Origin of the sequence: Tropicimonas isoalkanivorans (assembly GCF_900112335.1) — a bacterium.
Lineage (GTDB): Bacteria > Pseudomonadota > Alphaproteobacteria > Rhodobacterales > Rhodobacteraceae > Tropicimonas > Tropicimonas isoalkanivorans.
In genome coordinates, this window is sequence record NZ_FOLG01000006.1 from 166,018 (window position 1) to 182,893 (window position 16,876).

Here is a 16,876-nt window from a genome sequence, read left to right on the forward strand (position 1 = left end):
ATGACGAGGATCAACGCGTTTTTCCCCCACTCGGTGTAGACTCCTGCCCGGAAACCCGCGCCGGGGAGGGGAGGAATGGCCATGCATGCCCAGGACAAAACGCTGGTGTGGTTCGACGATCTCGGACGGCAGGACGTGCCACGGGTCGGCGGCAAGAATGCGTCTCTCGGGGAGATGGTGCAGTCGCTCGGGGCTAAGGGCATTAAGGTTCCGCCGGGGTTCGCCACGACCTCTGATACCTATCGGGCGTACATTGACGAAAACGACCTGCGGGATGTGGTGGCACAGACGCTGGAGGACCTCTCGCGGGAAAGGATGACGCTGCACGAAGCGGGCAGCCGCATCCGCGCGGAAGTGCGGTCCGGCACGTGGCCAGAGGAGATCGAGCGGGACATCAGGGCGGCCTACAGGGCGCTCGGTGAGCGGGTCGGGATGGAAACCCCGGCCGTCGCGGTGCGCTCCAGCGCCACGGCCGAGGACCTGCCCGACGCAAGTTTCGCCGGACAGCAGGAGACGTTCCTGAACGTCCGCGGGGAGGAGGCGCTGCTGCGCGCCTGCCGTCGCTGCTTCGCGTCGCTGTTCACCGACAGGGCGATTTCGTACCGCGAGATGAAGGGCTTCGACCACATGGCCGTTGCGCTTTCCATCGGCGTGCAACTCATGGTGCGGGCGGATACCGGCGGCTCGGGTGTGATGTTCAGCATCGACACGGAGTCGGGCTTCGACAAGGTCGTGCTCATCAATGCCGCCTGGGGACTGGGGGAGAACGTGGTGCAGGGTGCCGTCGATCCCGACGAGTACCAGGTCTACAAGCCCTTCCTCGGCAGAGCGGGCATCACGCCGATCATGAAAAAGGCGCTCGGCGCCAAGAAGATCAAGATGATCTACGGCGGCTCTTCCGGCCAAACGACCCGCAACGTGGCCACATCGCGGAAGGAGCGGGCGCAGTTCGTCCTGTCGGACGCGGAGATCCTGGAACTTGCCCGCGCGGCGTGCACAATCGAGGATCACTATGGCCAGCCGATGGACATGGAATGGGCCCGCGACGGGGATACCGGCGAGCTTTATATCGTGCAGGCGCGGCCGGAGACGGTCCAGTCCCGGGCTGTCGGCGGAACGCTCAAGTCCTTCCGGATGAAGAAGGCCGGAGAGAAGCTGCTGGAGGGCCTCAGCGTCGGCATGTCCGTAGCCGCCGGGGAGGTCTGCCTGATCGAGGATGCAGAGGACATCGAGCGCTTTGTGGACGGCGCGATCCTTGTCACCTCCATCACCGACCCGGACTGGGTGCCGATCATGAAGCGCGCCGCGGCCATCATCACCGATCACGGCGGGCGCACGTCCCACGCTGCCATCGTGAGCCGCGAGCTTGGCCTGCCGGCGATCGTCGGGACCGGCGTGGCGACCCATGTGCTGCACGACGGGCAGATGGTAACCGTGAATTGCTCCGAGGGCGATCGCGGGGTGGTTTATGCCGGCAAGGCCGAGATCGAGGTCGAGGAGACCCGGCTGGAGGATGTCGCGGAGACCCGGACCAAGGTGATGCTGAACCTCGCCAATCCGGGCGCGGCGATGCGCTGGTGGCGTCTGCCGGCGGACGGTGTGGGCCTCGCCCGCATGGAGTTCGTCATCAACAACGAGATCCGCGTGCATCCGCTGGCGCTGACCCGGTACGGCGACTTGAAGTCCGATGAGGATAAAGCCGCCATCGACGCGCTGACCCAGGGCTATGCCGACCGCACGGAGTTCTTCGTCGAGCGGCTCGCGATGGGGCTCTCCAGCATTGCCGCGCCTTGGTACCCGAACCCGGTGATCGTGCGGATGAGCGACTTCAAGACCAACGAATATGCGCAGCTTCTGGGAGGTGCGCAATTCGAGCCGGCGGAGGAAAACCCGATGATCGGGTTCCGCGGCGCGTCGCGGTACTACTCCGACCGTTACCGGGACGGCTTCGCGCTGGAATGTCAGGCGATCAAGCGGCTGCGAGAGGAGATGGGGTTCGACAACGTGATCGTCATGATCCCGTTTTGCCGCTCGCCGGAGGAAGCCGACCGGGTGTTGGAGGTGATGGGTCAGAACGGCCTTGTGCGCGGCGAGAACGGGCTGGAAGTCTACGTGATGTGCGAGATCCCATCCAACGTGATCGTGGCGGAGGAGTTCGCCAAACGGTTTGACGGCTTCTCCATCGGCTCCAACGACCTGACCCAGCTCACCCTCGGGATCGACCGCGACAGCGCGGACCTCGCCTACCTGTTCCGGGAACGGGACGCGGCGGTGCTCTGGATGATCGAGACCGTCATCGCGAAGGCACGGGCTGCGGGCGCCAAGATCGGGCTCTGCGGTCAGGCGCCGAGCAACGATCCCGGCTTTGCCCGGATCCTCGTGGCCGCCGGGATCGACACGATTTCTGTCACGCCGGACAGCTTCGTCGCGGTGAAGGCCAACGTGATGGAGGCGGAACGCGGCTGAAAGAACGCGGATCGGACGCACAGTGATTTGCCCGATGGCCGGTCTCAATTGGGCTGCCGGCGGGCATACAATCTCGTTCGGGCGACGGCATTGTCTTGCAATTGAGCTGCGTTACAGGCCTTGACGGCCCTCATTTTCGCACTATCCAACACGCCCAAAGCGCGACTGCCTCGCTTGTGCCATGAAGTCCTGTGTGCCTTCGGGACGTGCGCCACATCCGTTTTTTCAGCTTCACCTGCCATGCCCGCCACCCCATTGGGCGCGTTTGTCCATTTTGTCGCCACATTCTCAGGACACCTTCTTCGGAACATGGCGAAGGCACGTCTGTACTTCAGGCGCCCACACCCGCCCGGAAGGACCATTGATGAGTTCCAGGACAACGCCGAAAGAGCGAACAAAACATAGCAAATTCGGCGACGAACTCCCGGTCGGCTCCACGCTTTTGCGTGGACAGTACAAGATCGAGCGGTACCTGAACTCGGGTGGATTCGGAATCACCTACCTCGCGCGCAACAGCCTGGATCGGCGCGTCGTAATCAAGGAATGCTACCCCAGCTTCATCTGCTGCCGGAACGGGAATAACGTGCGCGTCCGCTCCGAGGAGCACGCCGGCTATTACGAGCGGCTGCTGGACATGTTCCGCAAGGAGGCCCGGGCGCTGGCGATGTTGGAGCACCCGAACATCGTCCGCGTGCATGAGGTCTTTTCGGACAACAAGACAGCCTACATGGCGCTCGATTTCGTTGAGGGGCGGGATCTTCAGTCGATCATCTCGGAGAACCGGGAGAATTTCGGGTTCGCCAAGATCCGTGAACTGATGGTGACGGTGTTGAGCGCGATTTCGCACATTCACGCACGCGGGATGCTTCACCGTGACATCTCGCCGGACAACATCCTGATCGAGAAAAGCGGCAATCCGGTGTTGATCGACTTCGGGTCCGCCCGGGCGCAGGCCGCCCGCGACGCCTCGGCGATCCATGCCGTGAAAGATGGCTACTCGCCGCACGAATTCTACGCCACGCACGCCGCGCATTCGGCTGCGAGCGACCTCTATTCGCTTGGTGCGACGTTCCACTACGCCATCACGGGGGAGGCGCCCCCGCCGAGCCCGGACCGTCTCGCCGCCCTGGCGGAGGGTCAGGCCGACCCTTACACCAAGCTCGAGAACTCCGTCGAACGCTTCGACAAGGGCCTGCTGGCCTCGATCGACCGGGCCGTTTCGGTGCTCGCGCGCGATCGGATGCAGAGTGCGAACGAGTGGCTTCTGGAAATCGACGATCACTCCCACACGTCCATGGCGCTTGAAGCGGCACGTAATGACGCGCGCATCGACCAGTTGGTCAGCGAGTTGACGCACCGCACCAACAGCGAACTTGCCAGCATCCTTGCGGAAGAACGCGAACGCGAGGAGGCGGAGCTGGAGCAGCGTCTGGTCGAGATGGAGCGGATCAAGTCCGAGGAAGAAGAGCGGAAGAAATCGCGCGCGCAGGCTGCCAAGGCCGCCGCGGATGCAGCCGCTGCGGAGCCTGTTCCGACGTTCGACACTGACTGGCGCCCGCCGGTGGAGACCATCTGCATGCCCTCCATCCCGCAACGTATCGACTACATCGCAAAGATCGCGAGGCAATCCGAAGAACGGCGCGGGGATCGCTCGCGCCAAACCCGGGACACGTCAGCAACGGGAAAAAAACTCGTTGAAAGGGCGTTCTGGACCCTGGGACCCTTGTTCGCCGATGACCCAACGCCAATTGCCGGAAGGGCTGAATGATGAGATTCATTTCTGAACTTATCGAGAAGAAACGCGCGGACCGGGCGCCGGCGCGGAGAGCAGCGCCCATTATAGAGGAACCGCCCGCTCCGGCTGCGTCGGCCCCCGAAGAGGCTTTGATCGAAGCCAGCCCTCCTGAGGATCGTCACGAGGGAGGCGACACGTTCATTCTGCGGGCCGAGCATACCGTCGAACAAGACGACTCCACGCCTATGGACGCGGCGATTGACGACGCGGAGGACGGGGACGACGATGGAAGGCTCTTCGACAACTGGGACGACGTTCTGGCGGTTTCCGAGCTTGGAGAACCGATCGACGACGACGACGAGGACCAAGATGAGGATGATCCCGGCGTAACGGGCGAGGCACCCCACCTGCGCACGGGGGCGGACCTCGACCGGGCATTCGAACAACCCCTGAGCGGCTTCCGAACCAAGGCGCGTGATCCCGCCGAAGACGATGAAGACGACGAGGGCGCCGAAAAAGGCCATTCGAACCTGTTCTCCGATGGGCTGGACATACTTGCGGAAGTGGAAGCCGCCGCCGCCAGTGAAGAGACAGAGGCGGACGCCACGTCGGACGAAACCTCCGAGCCAGACGCCCCCGATGCCCAAGACGACACTGTAGAAAAGGTGGCGCAGACCATGCGCATCTGGGATCTGGACATGGATGACGACGAGGAGACGGAGCTCGAAGAGCCCGCCGCCGAACAGATCCTTCGCCCTGTGCCGGATCCCGCTCCGGCCCGGTTGGCGGCCAAGCCGGAACCTGTCTCAGAGATGCCGCGCCCGCAGCCGCAGCGCGCCGGCCGGGTGAAGACCCGCCTGCTCGGGTTCCACCGTCCGGAGGACATGGAACCAAACCCGTTCGCGCGGCAGGAGAAGGCCCTCCTCCAAACCGAACTGGAACGCTTTCCCGTAGGCTGGCTGGCCGTGGTGAAGGGGCCGGGACGCGGGGCGTCCTACCCACTGTTCGATGGCGTCTCGACCATCGGGCGCGGTGACGATCAGGCCGTCGCGCTCGACCATGGTGACACCAGTATTTCGCGCGAGAACCATGCGGCCGTCGCCTACGATTGCGAGCAGCAGAGCTTCTTCATCGGCCACGGCGGGAAGGCAAACCTCGTCCGGCTCAACGGGATGCCAGTGCTCAGCACGGAGCCGCTTTCGACTGGGGATGAGATCCGAATCGGAGAAACCACGCTGAGGTTCGTCGCCTTGTGCGGGCCGGACTTTTCCTGGGATGAAGATACCGGACATGGTGCCCGGGATGCCGCAGCGTTTTAAGGGCTTCTACGAGGCGGCCTCCGCCGTCAGCGTGGGCAAGCGGGCCTGCCAGGAGGACGCGGTCCTGTATGACTGCCCTCTGGGTGGCGACACCGGGCTCGTGGTGGTGTCCGACGGCATGGGCGGGCACGCCGCCGGCGACGTGGCCAGCAAGATCGTCCTGACGGAGGTGTTCAGCGAGCTGAAGCTGCAGTCGGGTGCGTCGGCACCGGAGGAGGGCTTCCGAGCCCTTCTGACGCGCGCGGCTGAAGGGGCGGACGACTGCATCCGCGCCTATATCCAGGACCGGCCGGAGTCCATCGGCATGGGCGCCACGCTGGTGGCGGTGGTCCTGCACGGGCAGCAGCTTCACTGGATCTCCGTCGGCGACTCTGTGCTCTATCTCTATCGGAACGGGGCGCTTCACAGGCTCAACGAGGAGCATTCATTCGGCCGGAAGATGGATCGGCTCGTGGCTTCGGGCCTTATGGACAGTGAGGCCGCCGCGGAGCATCCGGACCGCAACTGCCTCACGTCGGTTGTGGGTGGGGGAGGGATCGCCCAGATCGACTGTCCGGCCGATCCGTTCCAACTTGCTGATGGCGACCTGCTGGTCGTGGCAAGCGACGGGCTCGAATACCTGTCGCCCGAGGAGATCCGGACCATCCTCGGCGATTGGCATGCGGTTTCCAGCGCGCAGATTGCGGCGCAGTTGATGCGCGGGATCGAAATGATCGACGATCCTGAGCAGGACAACATTTCAATCGTCGTCGTTAAAGTGCGACTGACCGACACCGCCGCGCTTCGCGGCCCAAAGTTGAAAAGTAAGCCGCCGATCGTGCCGACACGCCCGGCGACGATGGTCGCGATGAAATCAAGGGCTCCTGCCGGCCTCGCGGGCCAGCGCCGCCTCCAGTGCGACCAGGGTTGAGGCGGGGACATGGCGCATCACGGCAAGTTTGATTTGGTCTGCGAGCGCCTCCGGGCGCTCATTTCCGCCAGAACGCTCCCGGCAAATGCCGCGCGCCATGCGGAGGGACTGCTGAAGCGGCTGGAAACGCCGGTGCGGATTGCCTTCATCGGCCCGCCAGACGTGCGCCGGGCGCAAATCGTCAACGCGGTCCTGGGGGGCGCGCTCATTCCAGATGTGCCCGCACGCCCGACACTCGAGTTGCGGTACGGAGAGCGCGAGGTGAACCGCGCGACGTTTGCCGACGGCCAGACGCGCGACGTTGCCGATATCTCGGATGGCATCGCGCCGGATGTCCTGTTCCTGTCGCTGCTGCGCAAGGAGCCGCCGCTCAAACGGACGCATATTTTCGACATCACGACCGATGGCTCGCCCCGCGAACTCAGGATGGCGTTGAAGTGGGCGTCGAGCCGCGCGGATATCTTCGTCTGGTGTTCGCGATATTTCACCGATGCCGAGAGGGCGGTCTGGCAAAGGGTCGATGAGCGGTTCACGGATCACGCGTTTCTGGCGATATGCGGGGACGAGAGGGGCGCGCGGTCGTCTCGGTTGAAGGAGGAACTTGCCGGCACCTTTCTGGACGTAATTCCGGTCGATCCGGACGATTGCAATGGTGGGACGGAGAGTGGCGTTTCGACGTTGTCGGCGGCCCTGAGCCGGCATGCCGAACTCGGAGGGCAAGCCGACAGCGATTCCGCTCTGCTGTTCCTGAAGAAATTCGGCACATCCTTCGAGGTGCCGCATGTGCACCCTGAAACCCCGTCCTCGCCGAGCATCGAACCTCAAACCCCGCAACCAGCGGAGCCGGAACGGACCGCCCATGGCACTGCCCAGGACCCGGAAGAGGCGTCACGCGTCCTTGCGCTCTGCCGCAATGGAGCGGCACTTGTCCGGGAACGCGCGCGCGGCCTTCTGGAGATCGTACGGTCCGATGCAGACGTGACGCAGGCCGACATCCTGACACACTGCCGTGGCACCATCGAACGTCTGACGGAGATGCTCGATTCCTACGATGGGGACTGCTGTGAGCCGTTGTCGACGCTGTCCAACCTCCTGATGGAGGCGGAGGAGCTGCTGATCCTGCTGGAAATCGAGGGCACCGGCAGCCCGGAAACTGACGGTGCCTGTCTCATGCTTCAGATACGCCGCGCCTTCGAGGCGCGCGCGGCTGCGTGAGTGGACGAGGCGCCTCTTGCGGACTGCGCTTCGCCCTATTTTCGCCAACACCATCCCAGCGGTTAATCTTTGAATTTTCGTTAATATTTTTGGATCTCCACAACATAATTCGCCAGATTGCTGCCTTAGAATGGCCATCAAAGTCGGGGTAATTTGGGCGAAACGGGAAACTGTGGGGCGAATGGTGACTATCCGTTCTCGTGTGTGTTGTGTGTTCCTTTTCCCAGTGACTCGCGCCAGGGGCACCAAATGATAATCGACCGACAGATTGAACGCGCCGAAATGCCCAGCCCGAAGATCGATACCGATCTTCTGACTCAAGGATTGTCCTCCCTCGCGCCCATCGCCTCGGACCTGGAGGAACTGGCCCAGGCGATCGACGCGATTGCGGAAATCGGCGACCGCGCCATCTCGACCAGCACACGCAAGCTGCAACAGCGGCTGCGGCGGGCGGAGCCGAGTGTCACGATGATCGGGCAGGTGAAATCGGGCAAGACGTCGCTCGTCAATGCCATGATCGGATGCCCGGACCTGCTGCCGGCCGACGTGAACCCGTGGACCTCTGTCGTCACCTCCATCCACCTTTCCTCCCGCCCGCTGCTGGACAGCACCCGCGCCATGTTCCGCTTCTTTGAGCAGGACGAGTGGAAGAAGCTGATGCAGGGCGGCGGCAGATTGGGTGAACTCGCGGGGCGGGCCGGCGCGGACGACGATTTGGCGAAGGTCGCGGCGCAACTCGAAACCATGCGCGCCAAGTCAATGAACCGGCTGGGCGACAAGTTCGAACTGCTGATGGGGCAGGAGCACAAGTACGGCTTCCTCGACCCCGAACTCGTGGAACGCTATGTCTGCCTTGGCGACGATTTTGAGACGGATCACGACACCTCAACAACCCGCGGCCGATTTGCCGACATCACCAAGTCGGCAGACCTGTACATGTATCGACCAGAATATCCGGTGGATCTGTGCATCCGCGACACGCCCGGCGTGAACGACACCTTCATGATGCGCGAGCAGATCACCATGCGGGCGATCCGGGAGAGTCGGTCCTGCGTTGTTGTTCTGTCGGCGCATCAGGCAATGAGTACGGTAGACCTGGCCTTGATCCGGCTGATCGCGAATATTCCCTCGCGCAGCGTCGTGATCTTCGTAAACCGCATAGACGAGCTGCCGGACCCGGGCGCGCAGGCAGGCGACATCGCCGCGAGTATCCGCAAGACCATTCGCGACCATCACGGGCCGGAAGACGCTCAGATCCTCTTCGGCAGCGCCTATTGGGCCAACAATGCCCTGCGGGGGACGCTTCCGGACATGAACGCCGAAAGCACGCAGTCCCTCATAAACTGGGCGGAGGCGGAGACGGGCGAAATGCCCGAAGACGCCTCCGGCCAACTGTCGACGGCCGATGTCTGGCACCTCTCCGGCATCCCGAGACTGTTCGAGGCGCTGTCCGGCCGCGTCTCCGACACTGTCGGGCGGGAGGTTTCGGATTACGTGGCGCGCTCCGCGCTCAACCTCGCCGCCAGCCTTGAAACATCCACGCATTTGGGACGGCGCTCCAGCCACGACAGCAACGTCGTTCCGATGAACCACCAGGCGCTGCCGGCGGAACTCGACCGTATCGAGCAGCGGTGCCGGCAGCGAATTGCGGACGAATTCGAGCGGATCATTTTGGATTTCCATCAGCGGCTCGACCGTGCGCACGCTGGGTTCGTGGACCGGGCAACCGGGGCGCTCATCAAGCATTTGGAAACCCATGGGGACAAGTCGGTGTGGTCCTACGATCCGACGGGCCTTCGGATCCTGCTTCGGACAGCGTTCCAGGTCTTTGCCCGCCGCAGCCAGGCCTGCATCAAGACGGTTTATGAGGAAGCCGCAGCCGAGGCATGCGAATTGTACGTCCGCGGCTTCGGTGTAGACCCGGAGAGCTTCACGATAGAGCCGCCGGCGGGGCCGATCCTGCCGCCGCCCGTGTTCCTCGGCCAGACCATCGCGTTGGACATGAATGTCGGCTGGTGGACCCGCTGGTGGCGGGCCCGGCGCGGCTACCGTGCCTATGCCGCCGATTTTGCGGACCTTATCAATTCCGAGACCGCCGGAATGGTAGAGACGCTCAAGAGCGATTACGGAGCCGCCACTCGCGACGCAGCCTTGCGGCCGCTGATGGATTTCGTCGCCGGCCAGCGGCAAATCCTGAACGATCTCGCTCTCCGTAGCGAAATTCTTCCCGAGGACCTCGAAGATGCCGGTCTCGGGGATGGTGCAAAGCAAAAGGCCGCAGCCCTTGCTTCGGCCAAGAAGGTGCTGGCCAGGCACCTCGCCCCGAGCCACACGGAGACTCACTGATGCCGACTGCTCCCGTAGCCGATTGTGCCCGCCCCGTTGTCGCCCTCATGGGCGAGTTCAGTGCCGGGAAAAGCACGCTGGCCAATCTCCTGCTCGGCGAGGGGCTGTCCCCCGTCCGGGTGACGGCAACGCAACTGCCGCCGATCTGGTACGCCTACGGCGAGCCGGGGGCGGAGCGGACGGACCACGACGGCAATATAACGCCGCTGGATCTCGATCGCATCGGCTCCGTCAGCATCCATGACACGGCTTTCATCAAGGTCTACCTCGACGCCGATGTGCTGGACCTGATGGACATCATCGACATGCCCGGCATCTCGGACCCGAACCTGTCGCCGGAAATCTGGCAGAGGGTCATTCCCCATGCCGACAGCGTGATCTGGTGCAGCCACGCCACTCAAGCCTGGCGCCAGAGCGAGGCGGCGACCTGGGCGGAGATGCCCGCGCATCTTCACGAAACCAGCCTGCTGTTGCTCACGCGCTTCGACAAGATCCTGACGGAGAGCGACCGGACACGAGTTGTAAGCCGTGTGAAGGCGGAGACCGAGGGCCTGTTCTCGGGTATCTTTCCGATCTCGCTGCTCCGGGCCGCAGAAGCCGGGGACGATCGCGCCTCCTGGGAGGCGAGCGGAGCCGAGGCTTTTACCCAGAAGCTTCTCGACGTCGTTTTCAATGTCGTGCCGGGACGGAGGGAGACGGCTCAGGCATCGCCCGAATCTGGGCGGGGTCATGGCCCGGCCGCGCCCGGAGATGCGCCCGCCCACGTGGATGGCGACAGCGCCGGTATCGCGCCGAAAAGGGTCGTCCCGCGAAGCCGCGGAGAGGGGCAGCGCCAGCGGCTCCCGCGCTCTGCGCTCGGTGAGATCGCGTTCTGAACGTGCCCGCCTCTGCCATGCCAGCGTCAGGGGAGCTCGTGGCCGCGCGAACTGCGCAAGCCGGCTTGCACTGTCTGCCGGCTGATGATGGAATGGCGCGGTTCCCATCCCAGAAGGCGCGCGACTTGACTCTATCCTCGAAACTGGAGGCCTTGCGGGCCCGAAATGCCGCAATCGACGCCGTGGTCTACGTGGATTTTGGTGCGACGACCGTGCTTGGGGCCTCTCAGTCCGCAGGCCGCCCGCAGGAGGTGCTCGACGGCCTCTGCCGGTTGGCGGCGAACGTTTTCGACGAAGGGCGCGGCCCGGAACAGGCAGTTCTCATGACGGTTACGGAGGTTCTGGTGTTGCAGCATCTGCCGCAAGAGCCCGGGACCGCGCTGTGCTTTTTCTTCCCGCCGCAGACGTCCTACGAAGACGCGTGCGGCATTACACACGACGCAACCGGCAGCCTCGCGCAATGACCGGCTGGAACGCGATTGGAGACCGAAGCCCGTGAGTGTTTCCGACGATCTCGAACGCAAGCTCGAACGCCTCGCCTCGGCCGGCTCTTCCGCCGCGTCTGGGCGGACCCTGACTCCGCTGGGAGGCAGAACGCTGCTTGCCACGCTGCTGCTGGAGATTGACGAAACCGTTCTCGCGGACAGATTCCGGGTGGCGAATACCGCGGGGCGGGAAATTCTGGTGGTCGCCCATAACCGCAGGCTCCTGCAGGTCCGCGCGCCGGAATCCCGGCAACTGGTCGGCGGCCCGGATAGCATTCTCTGGCAACCCACCGATGAGCCAGACCCCGAGAATGTCGCGTTTCTTCGGAATTTCCTTGAGGGCTTCATCGCCGACAGCGACCGGCTGCAAATCTTCGCGGCGCCGAAAGGCGCGCAGGGTGGGTCCGACTTCGGGATTTCGGCCAAGCGGCTGGCGGAGGAGTGGGACGTGGCGCTTTTGCCGCCCGCCGAACGCCCGCTGGTGGAAGTTCTCGACGCGATCATGTCGGAGAACAAGGAGCAGATTGTGACCTGGGTGCGCCGCATCGACGGGCAAACGGAATGCGGTGGGGATGCGACACTCTTCGAGCCAACCGAAACGTTGGCGCAGACCCTGGAACGGGAGGTGTTCGCCACGTCGCCCGCGCTTCCGAACCTGTCGCGCGACCGTTGTGTCTTCACGCTCGACACGTTCGGAAAGGCAGGCAACGGCGTCATTTTTGCCGCGTTCGAGGGAATTCTCGTCACGCTCTTGGTGCGTCCCTCGGGCCTCGTCAGGTTGGCGCGGGATCTGCAGGAAACGCTGCATGGCTGGTACGGCGTGAAACCCACACCCGTTTGAGGTGTCAAAGCGACTCCCTCCGAAACGAATGCCATCGTTTTGACTCTCTCGCCCGGCTCGGGTTAGCTGCCTTGACGCATTGCACGGTAAAGGGGCGGCCTCCGTCACGCGGAGAGCCCGGTTCGGGGTATGGGAGACGAGACGGACGGCGATACTGGCACGGGCAAAGGGCGCACGTCGCCCGATGCCGCGCCCGGACAAAAGGACGTGCTGCGAACGCTGCGCCTCGCGGCCATCGAGCACCACAAGCGCCAGAACCGATCCGAAGCGGCGGCGCTGTACGCGAAATACCTCAATCAAAGGCCTGAGGACGCTACGATCTGGACCAACCTTGGCGTGCTGATGCGCCAGACCGGCCAGAGGGAGCAGGCGTTGGACTTTCAGCAGAGGGCACATCGGCTGCGCCCGGACCTTTGGATCGTCCGCAACAACCTTGCCAACAGCCTTGGCGATTTCGGACGGCACGGGGAAGCGGCGGACTTGTTTCGCGGGCTTCTGAAGGAACGGCCTGAGGATTCCGAGGCGGTCTGGAACCTCGGCCGGTGCTTGCGATCCATGGGACGCTACGAGGCGGCCGTTCGTGTGCTGAAGGCCGGGCTGGAGGCGCATCCCCGCAAGGCCCAGATCCGTCTGCAACTGGCTTTGACGCAGCTTGCGGCCGGCGATCTGGCGGAGGGCTTCAGGAACTACGAGGTGCGGTTCGAGACGGGTGAAGTCCCGCCGCCCAAAATCGACCTGCCGCTTTGGGACGGGGAACCGCTGCACGGAAAGTCGTTGTTGGTGGTGCAGGAGCAGGGTCTGGGAGACAGCCTTTTGTGCGCGCGTTTCCTGCCGGGTCTGCGGGAGCAGGGGGCCCGTGTTCACGTGGTCTGCCGCCCGCCGGTGCGGCGGCTCTTCGCGGGGGCCGCGCTTGCCGACGGGGTCAGCACCAAGTTGCCAGACCTGGAGGGGTTCGACGCATGGGCACCGATGTTCGATCTGCCCCGCCATCACTTCGCGCGCCGTGCGGACATTCCCAAGCCCGCTGTTTTCGCCGTACCGCAGCAGAGCCTGGAGCGGGCCGACAGCCTCGTGCGGCCGCATGACGGTGCGCTTCGGATTGGCGTGGTCTGGTCGGGTTCCGTCACCTACAAGGCCAACCACCTGCGCTCCTTTGGTCACGAAGCCTTCCTGCCGCTCGCGGATATTCCGGGTGTGCGGCTCTTCTCGCTGTACAAGGGGCCGTTGCTCGAGGCCTACCGGAAAGACGGCAGCAGCGCGCTCATCATCGACGCGTCCGGCGAGGACGCGGACCTTGCCGACTGCGCGGCGACGATCAGCCGCATGCACCTGGTGATCACCGCCGACACAGCTGTGGCGCACCTTGCGGCCTCGCTTGGCACCGAGGTCTGGTGCCTGTTGCACTGGGATCCGTTCTGGCTTTACGGCCATACAGCCGAAAATACGCCTTGGTATCCTCGGATGCGGCTGTTCCGGCAGCGCCGGCCAATGGACTGGGACGAGGTGTTCGACCGTGTGCGCGGCGAGGTGGAGGACTGGACCCGCGGTGCGCTCGGGTGACGCCGTTCGGCAACGCTTCCGGGGAGCGGCGCATATTGACGTTACGCAAAGGTGGAAACCGTGTTAACGCGTTCTTCATTCTATGGTGGGGCAAGCCACGCGACATTGGTTTCGCGGCAGGCTGAAAGATGATAAACCGACGTTCGTATTGATCGCTGCGGCTCGCAGCGGTGCTCAACTCGATTTTAGTCTGCCCCCTCTGGATTAGGGAGGATTGCTCGGTGCCGATCTCGCGTGAATTGGCGGCTGAGGACACAGCGTCAAATTTGCCGACCTACTCCGATCAGGAGGTCGCGGATTACCTGCGAACGGGCTTCTGGAGCTGGTTCGGTGGGCGACCCCATGCGTTCAACCTCGGCAGCGACGGCACCTCCGCCAAAGACGGGCAGTTATTCTACAATCTGTCGGGATGGTACGAGGATCCCGACGGCCTGACGGACGAGGGCGCCGCACTGGCGCGGGCCGCGTTGCAGCTCTACGGCAACGTCCTTGGGATCGATTTCGTGGAGACGACCGCGACCGGGACGACCGTCGATCTGTTCTTTCAGGACAACGAATCCGGCGCCCATTCGGGTTACACAGCCGCCTCGGGGAGCAACGGCGCCATCGTCCACAGTGCTGCAGTCAACATCAGCGAGGACTGGCTGACCCGGTACGGCGACGAGATCGGGTCCTACACGCTGCAGACCTACATTCACGAGATCGGCCATGCGCTCGGGCTCGGTCATGCGGGCGGCTATGACGTAAATGCGAACTACGTCATTCGGGACGATGATCCGGACTACAGCAATAATTCGAACGTTTACCTGAACGACAGCTGGCAAATGTCGGTGATGTCGTACTTCGACCAGCGCGAGAACTCGACGATCGAGGCCTCCTACGCGCGCCTGCTGACGCCGATGATTGCGGACTGGATCGCCCTGTCGGACATGGACACATACGCGATCTCCGCCTACCTCGGCGACACGGTCTACGGTTTCAACACGACGATTTCCGCCGAGCAATCCGTGATCTGGAACGCGCTCTCCGACTACGCCCATGTCAATGCGTTCAACATCATCGATTCCGGCGGCACGGACACGGTCGACTTCTCCGGCTACGACGCGGATCAGACGATCCGGCTCGCGGGCGGCAGCATCTCCGATATCGCCGGCCTCACCGGAAACATGACGATATCGCCGGGAACGGTGATCGAAAACGCCGTTGGCGGAGATGGCAACGACTGGATCATCGGAAACGACGCCGACAACGTCCTGCTGGGCAATGGCGGCTTCGACACCCTTGAGGGCCGTGGCGGCAACGACACGCTGGACCTCGGGACCGGCGGTGGCGTGGCAGAGGGGGGGGCCGGCGCCGACGTCCTCTATGCCCGCGGGACGAACGCGGCCGAGAGCCTTTACGGCGGAACCGGAGACGATCGTCTTATCGTTCTGGGAGATCTGGGTGTTGGCGATGTCTACGACGGAGGTGAAGGCCGCGACTGCCTGACCTTCGACGTGCAGGCGACGCTCGCCATCGATCTCGGCCAGGCAGATCCAACGAGGGTGGCTCACGTGGGCGGGACCAGCTTTGTCATCGTTGGGATCGAGACGATAAATGCAGGCTCGGGCGACGACACGCTCTCTGGCGATGCGGACGACAATTGCTTCTACGGGCGCGACGGCTACGACACGATTTTTGGCGGTGACGGGAACGACTCCCTCTCCGGCGGCGACGGGGGCGACGCGCTCTACGGCGGAACAGGCAACGATACCCTCCTGGGGGAAGCAGGCAACGATCTCCTCGATGGCGGCCAAGGCTTCAACTCCGTTTGGGGCGGCGACGGCAATGACGAAATTCATTCGAGCGGCATGGGCCGCTACTTCGGAGATGCCGGGAACGACGCGCTTTTCTCATCCAGCACCGGAGCTGGCCGGCCCGAGGTTCTGGACGGCGGAGACGGGGTGGACCGTCTGGACATGACAGCCTTCCTCACGGGCTGCGAGATCAACCTTGCGACCGGCGCCACCGCATTCACGGAGTCGAAGGGGGATTCCTACCAGAACTTCGAAAATGTCACGACCGGCGGCGGCGTGGATCGGGTGACAGGGACCAGCGGGGCAAATGTCATCCTCACGGGCGGCGGTGCGGACGTCGTGCGGGCGGCCGCGGGCTGGGACCGGATCGTCGGCGGCGGAGGCCACGACCGGCTGTTCGGTGGCAACGGGTCCGACAAGGTCTTTGGCGGAGCGGGCGATGATTTCCTTGTCGGCGGCAAAGGCGCTGACAGGCTCGTTGGCGGGCGCGGGGATGATGTTTACGTGGTTCAATCCCTCCGGCAGGTTGTGGTCGAACGGGCTGACCAGGGCCATGACATCGTCAAGTCCGATGTGTCCTTCGGCCTGACCGGCAGCGCGCGGTACGTGGAAGATCTGTCCCTTTCCGGCGCGCTCGATCTCATCGGCCGGGGGAACGGGCACGCCAACCGGATTGCAGGCAATGGCGGCAGTAATATCCTGAGCGGCCGCGGCGGCGACGACGTTCTGATCGGACGCAGTGGCGCGGACCGCTTGATCGGCGGCGCGGGCGCGGACCTGATGAAGGGCGGCACGGGCGACGACACGTATATCGTCAACAGCGCAAGCGACCGGGTCGCCGAGCGCGCGGGTGGCGGCTTGGACACGGTCATCAGCAGTGTCTCGCTGGCATTGCGCGGGCTCGACCGGCACGTGGAAAACCTCACGCTGTCCGGCAAGAGCAACCTTTTTGCCATGGGCACGGGGGCAGCCAACGCCCTGACCGGCAACGCGGGCGATAACGTCCTGAGCGGGCGCGGCGGCAACGACACCGTCATGGGCCGAGGAGGCGACGACCGCATGTCCGGAGGCGCCGGTTCCGACCGTTTCTTGTTCCGAGCCGGGGATGGCAGCGACACGATCATTGATTTCGATGTGACGACGGATAGGCTACACTTCCAAAGTGGCGCCGCCAGCTTCGACGACCTGACGATTTCCCAATCGGGAGCCGACGCGTTGATCGCATACGGCACGGGGGACCGGATCCTGGTTCTCGACACAGCCGCGTCGGACCTCACGGCGGAGGTCCTGTCCTTCTGACCGAAGGCTTCACGCCGCCGCCGAGGTCC

At 64.0% G+C, this 16,876-nt stretch carries 11 protein-coding genes; all 11 read left to right on the forward strand.

Going from position 1 to position 16,876, the window contains the following annotated elements:
- The first annotated feature begins 75 nt into the window (after window positions 1–75).
- Window positions 76–2,466 carry a phosphoenolpyruvate synthase gene (ppsA, locus tag BM075_RS12150; protein WP_245758831.1) on the forward strand — a complete coding sequence of 797 codons (2,391 nt, stop codon included), beginning with the start codon at window positions 76–78 and terminating at the stop codon, window positions 2,464–2,466.
- Window positions 2,467–2,830: 364 nt separating this feature from the next.
- Window positions 2,831–4,234: a serine/threonine protein kinase gene (locus tag BM075_RS12155; RefSeq protein WP_177208328.1), complete on the forward strand. Its 1,404-nt coding sequence runs from the start codon at window positions 2,831–2,833 to the stop codon at window positions 4,232–4,234.
- Window positions 4,231–5,520, forward strand: coding sequence for an FHA domain-containing protein (locus BM075_RS24840; protein WP_245758832.1), 1,290 nt, complete (start codon window positions 4,231–4,233; stop codon window positions 5,518–5,520). Before BM075_RS12155 ends, BM075_RS24840 begins: the two co-directional genes overlap by 4 nt.
- A complete protein-coding gene (locus tag BM075_RS12165) occupies window positions 5,504–6,430 on the forward strand; it encodes a PP2C family protein-serine/threonine phosphatase (protein WP_177208329.1) in 927 nt (308 codons plus the stop codon). The genes BM075_RS24840 and BM075_RS12165 overlap by 17 nt, the downstream gene beginning before the upstream one ends.
- A 9-nt stretch (window positions 6,431–6,439) precedes the next feature.
- Entirely contained in the window at window positions 6,440–7,645 is a 1,206-nt protein-coding gene (locus tag BM075_RS12170; protein ID WP_093360952.1) for a hypothetical protein, read from the forward strand.
- Window positions 7,646–7,894: 249 nt separating this feature from the next.
- Window positions 7,895–9,991, forward strand: coding sequence for a dynamin family protein (locus BM075_RS12175; protein WP_093360953.1), 2,097 nt, complete (start codon window positions 7,895–7,897; stop codon window positions 9,989–9,991).
- A complete protein-coding gene (locus tag BM075_RS12180; RefSeq protein WP_093360954.1) occupies window positions 9,991–10,866 on the forward strand; it encodes a dynamin family protein in 876 nt (291 codons plus the stop codon). Before BM075_RS12175 ends, BM075_RS12180 begins: the two co-directional genes overlap by 1 nt.
- 125 nt (window positions 10,867–10,991) lie before the next feature.
- Complete coding sequence (locus tag BM075_RS12185; protein ID WP_143089868.1) at window positions 10,992–11,330, forward strand: hypothetical protein; 339 nt, start codon at window positions 10,992–10,994, stop codon at window positions 11,328–11,330.
- Between the two features lie 31 nt (window positions 11,331–11,361).
- On the forward strand, window positions 11,362–12,192 hold the full coding sequence (locus tag BM075_RS12190; RefSeq protein ID WP_093360956.1) for a hypothetical protein: 831 nt from the start codon (window positions 11,362–11,364) through the stop codon (window positions 12,190–12,192).
- A gap of 129 nt (window positions 12,193–12,321) precedes the next feature.
- Complete coding sequence (locus tag BM075_RS12195) at window positions 12,322–13,752, forward strand: tetratricopeptide repeat protein (RefSeq protein WP_093360957.1); 1,431 nt, start codon at window positions 12,322–12,324, stop codon at window positions 13,750–13,752.
- A 221-nt stretch (window positions 13,753–13,973) separates the two neighbouring features.
- On the forward strand, window positions 13,974–16,847 hold the full coding sequence (locus BM075_RS12200) for a M10 family metallopeptidase C-terminal domain-containing protein (protein WP_093360958.1): 2,874 nt from the start codon (window positions 13,974–13,976) through the stop codon (window positions 16,845–16,847).
- Window positions 16,848–16,876: the final 29 nt, after the last annotated feature.

Excerpts from the sequence above, each read along its gene's own strand:
- ppsA (WP_245758831.1), top strand. The coding sequence starts at position 76 with ATGGCCATGCATGCCCAGGACAAAACGCTGGTGTGGTTCGACGATCTC.
- BM075_RS12155 (WP_177208328.1), top strand. The coding sequence starts at position 2,831 with ATGAGTTCCAGGACAACGCCGAAAGAGCGAACAAAACATAGCAAATTC.
- BM075_RS24840 (WP_245758832.1), top strand. The coding sequence starts at position 4,231 with ATGATGAGATTCATTTCTGAACTTATCGAGAAGAAACGCGCGGACCGG.
- BM075_RS12165 (WP_177208329.1), top strand. The coding sequence starts at position 5,504 with ATGCCGCAGCGTTTTAAGGGCTTCTACGAGGCGGCCTCCGCCGTCAGC.
- BM075_RS12170 (WP_093360952.1), top strand. The coding sequence starts at position 6,440 with ATGGCGCATCACGGCAAGTTTGATTTGGTCTGCGAGCGCCTCCGGGCG.
- BM075_RS12175 (WP_093360953.1), top strand. The coding sequence starts at position 7,895 with ATGATAATCGACCGACAGATTGAACGCGCCGAAATGCCCAGCCCGAAG.
- BM075_RS12180 (WP_093360954.1), top strand. The coding sequence starts at position 9,991 with ATGCCGACTGCTCCCGTAGCCGATTGTGCCCGCCCCGTTGTCGCCCTC.
- BM075_RS12195 (WP_093360957.1), top strand. The coding sequence starts at position 12,322 with ATGGGAGACGAGACGGACGGCGATACTGGCACGGGCAAAGGGCGCACG.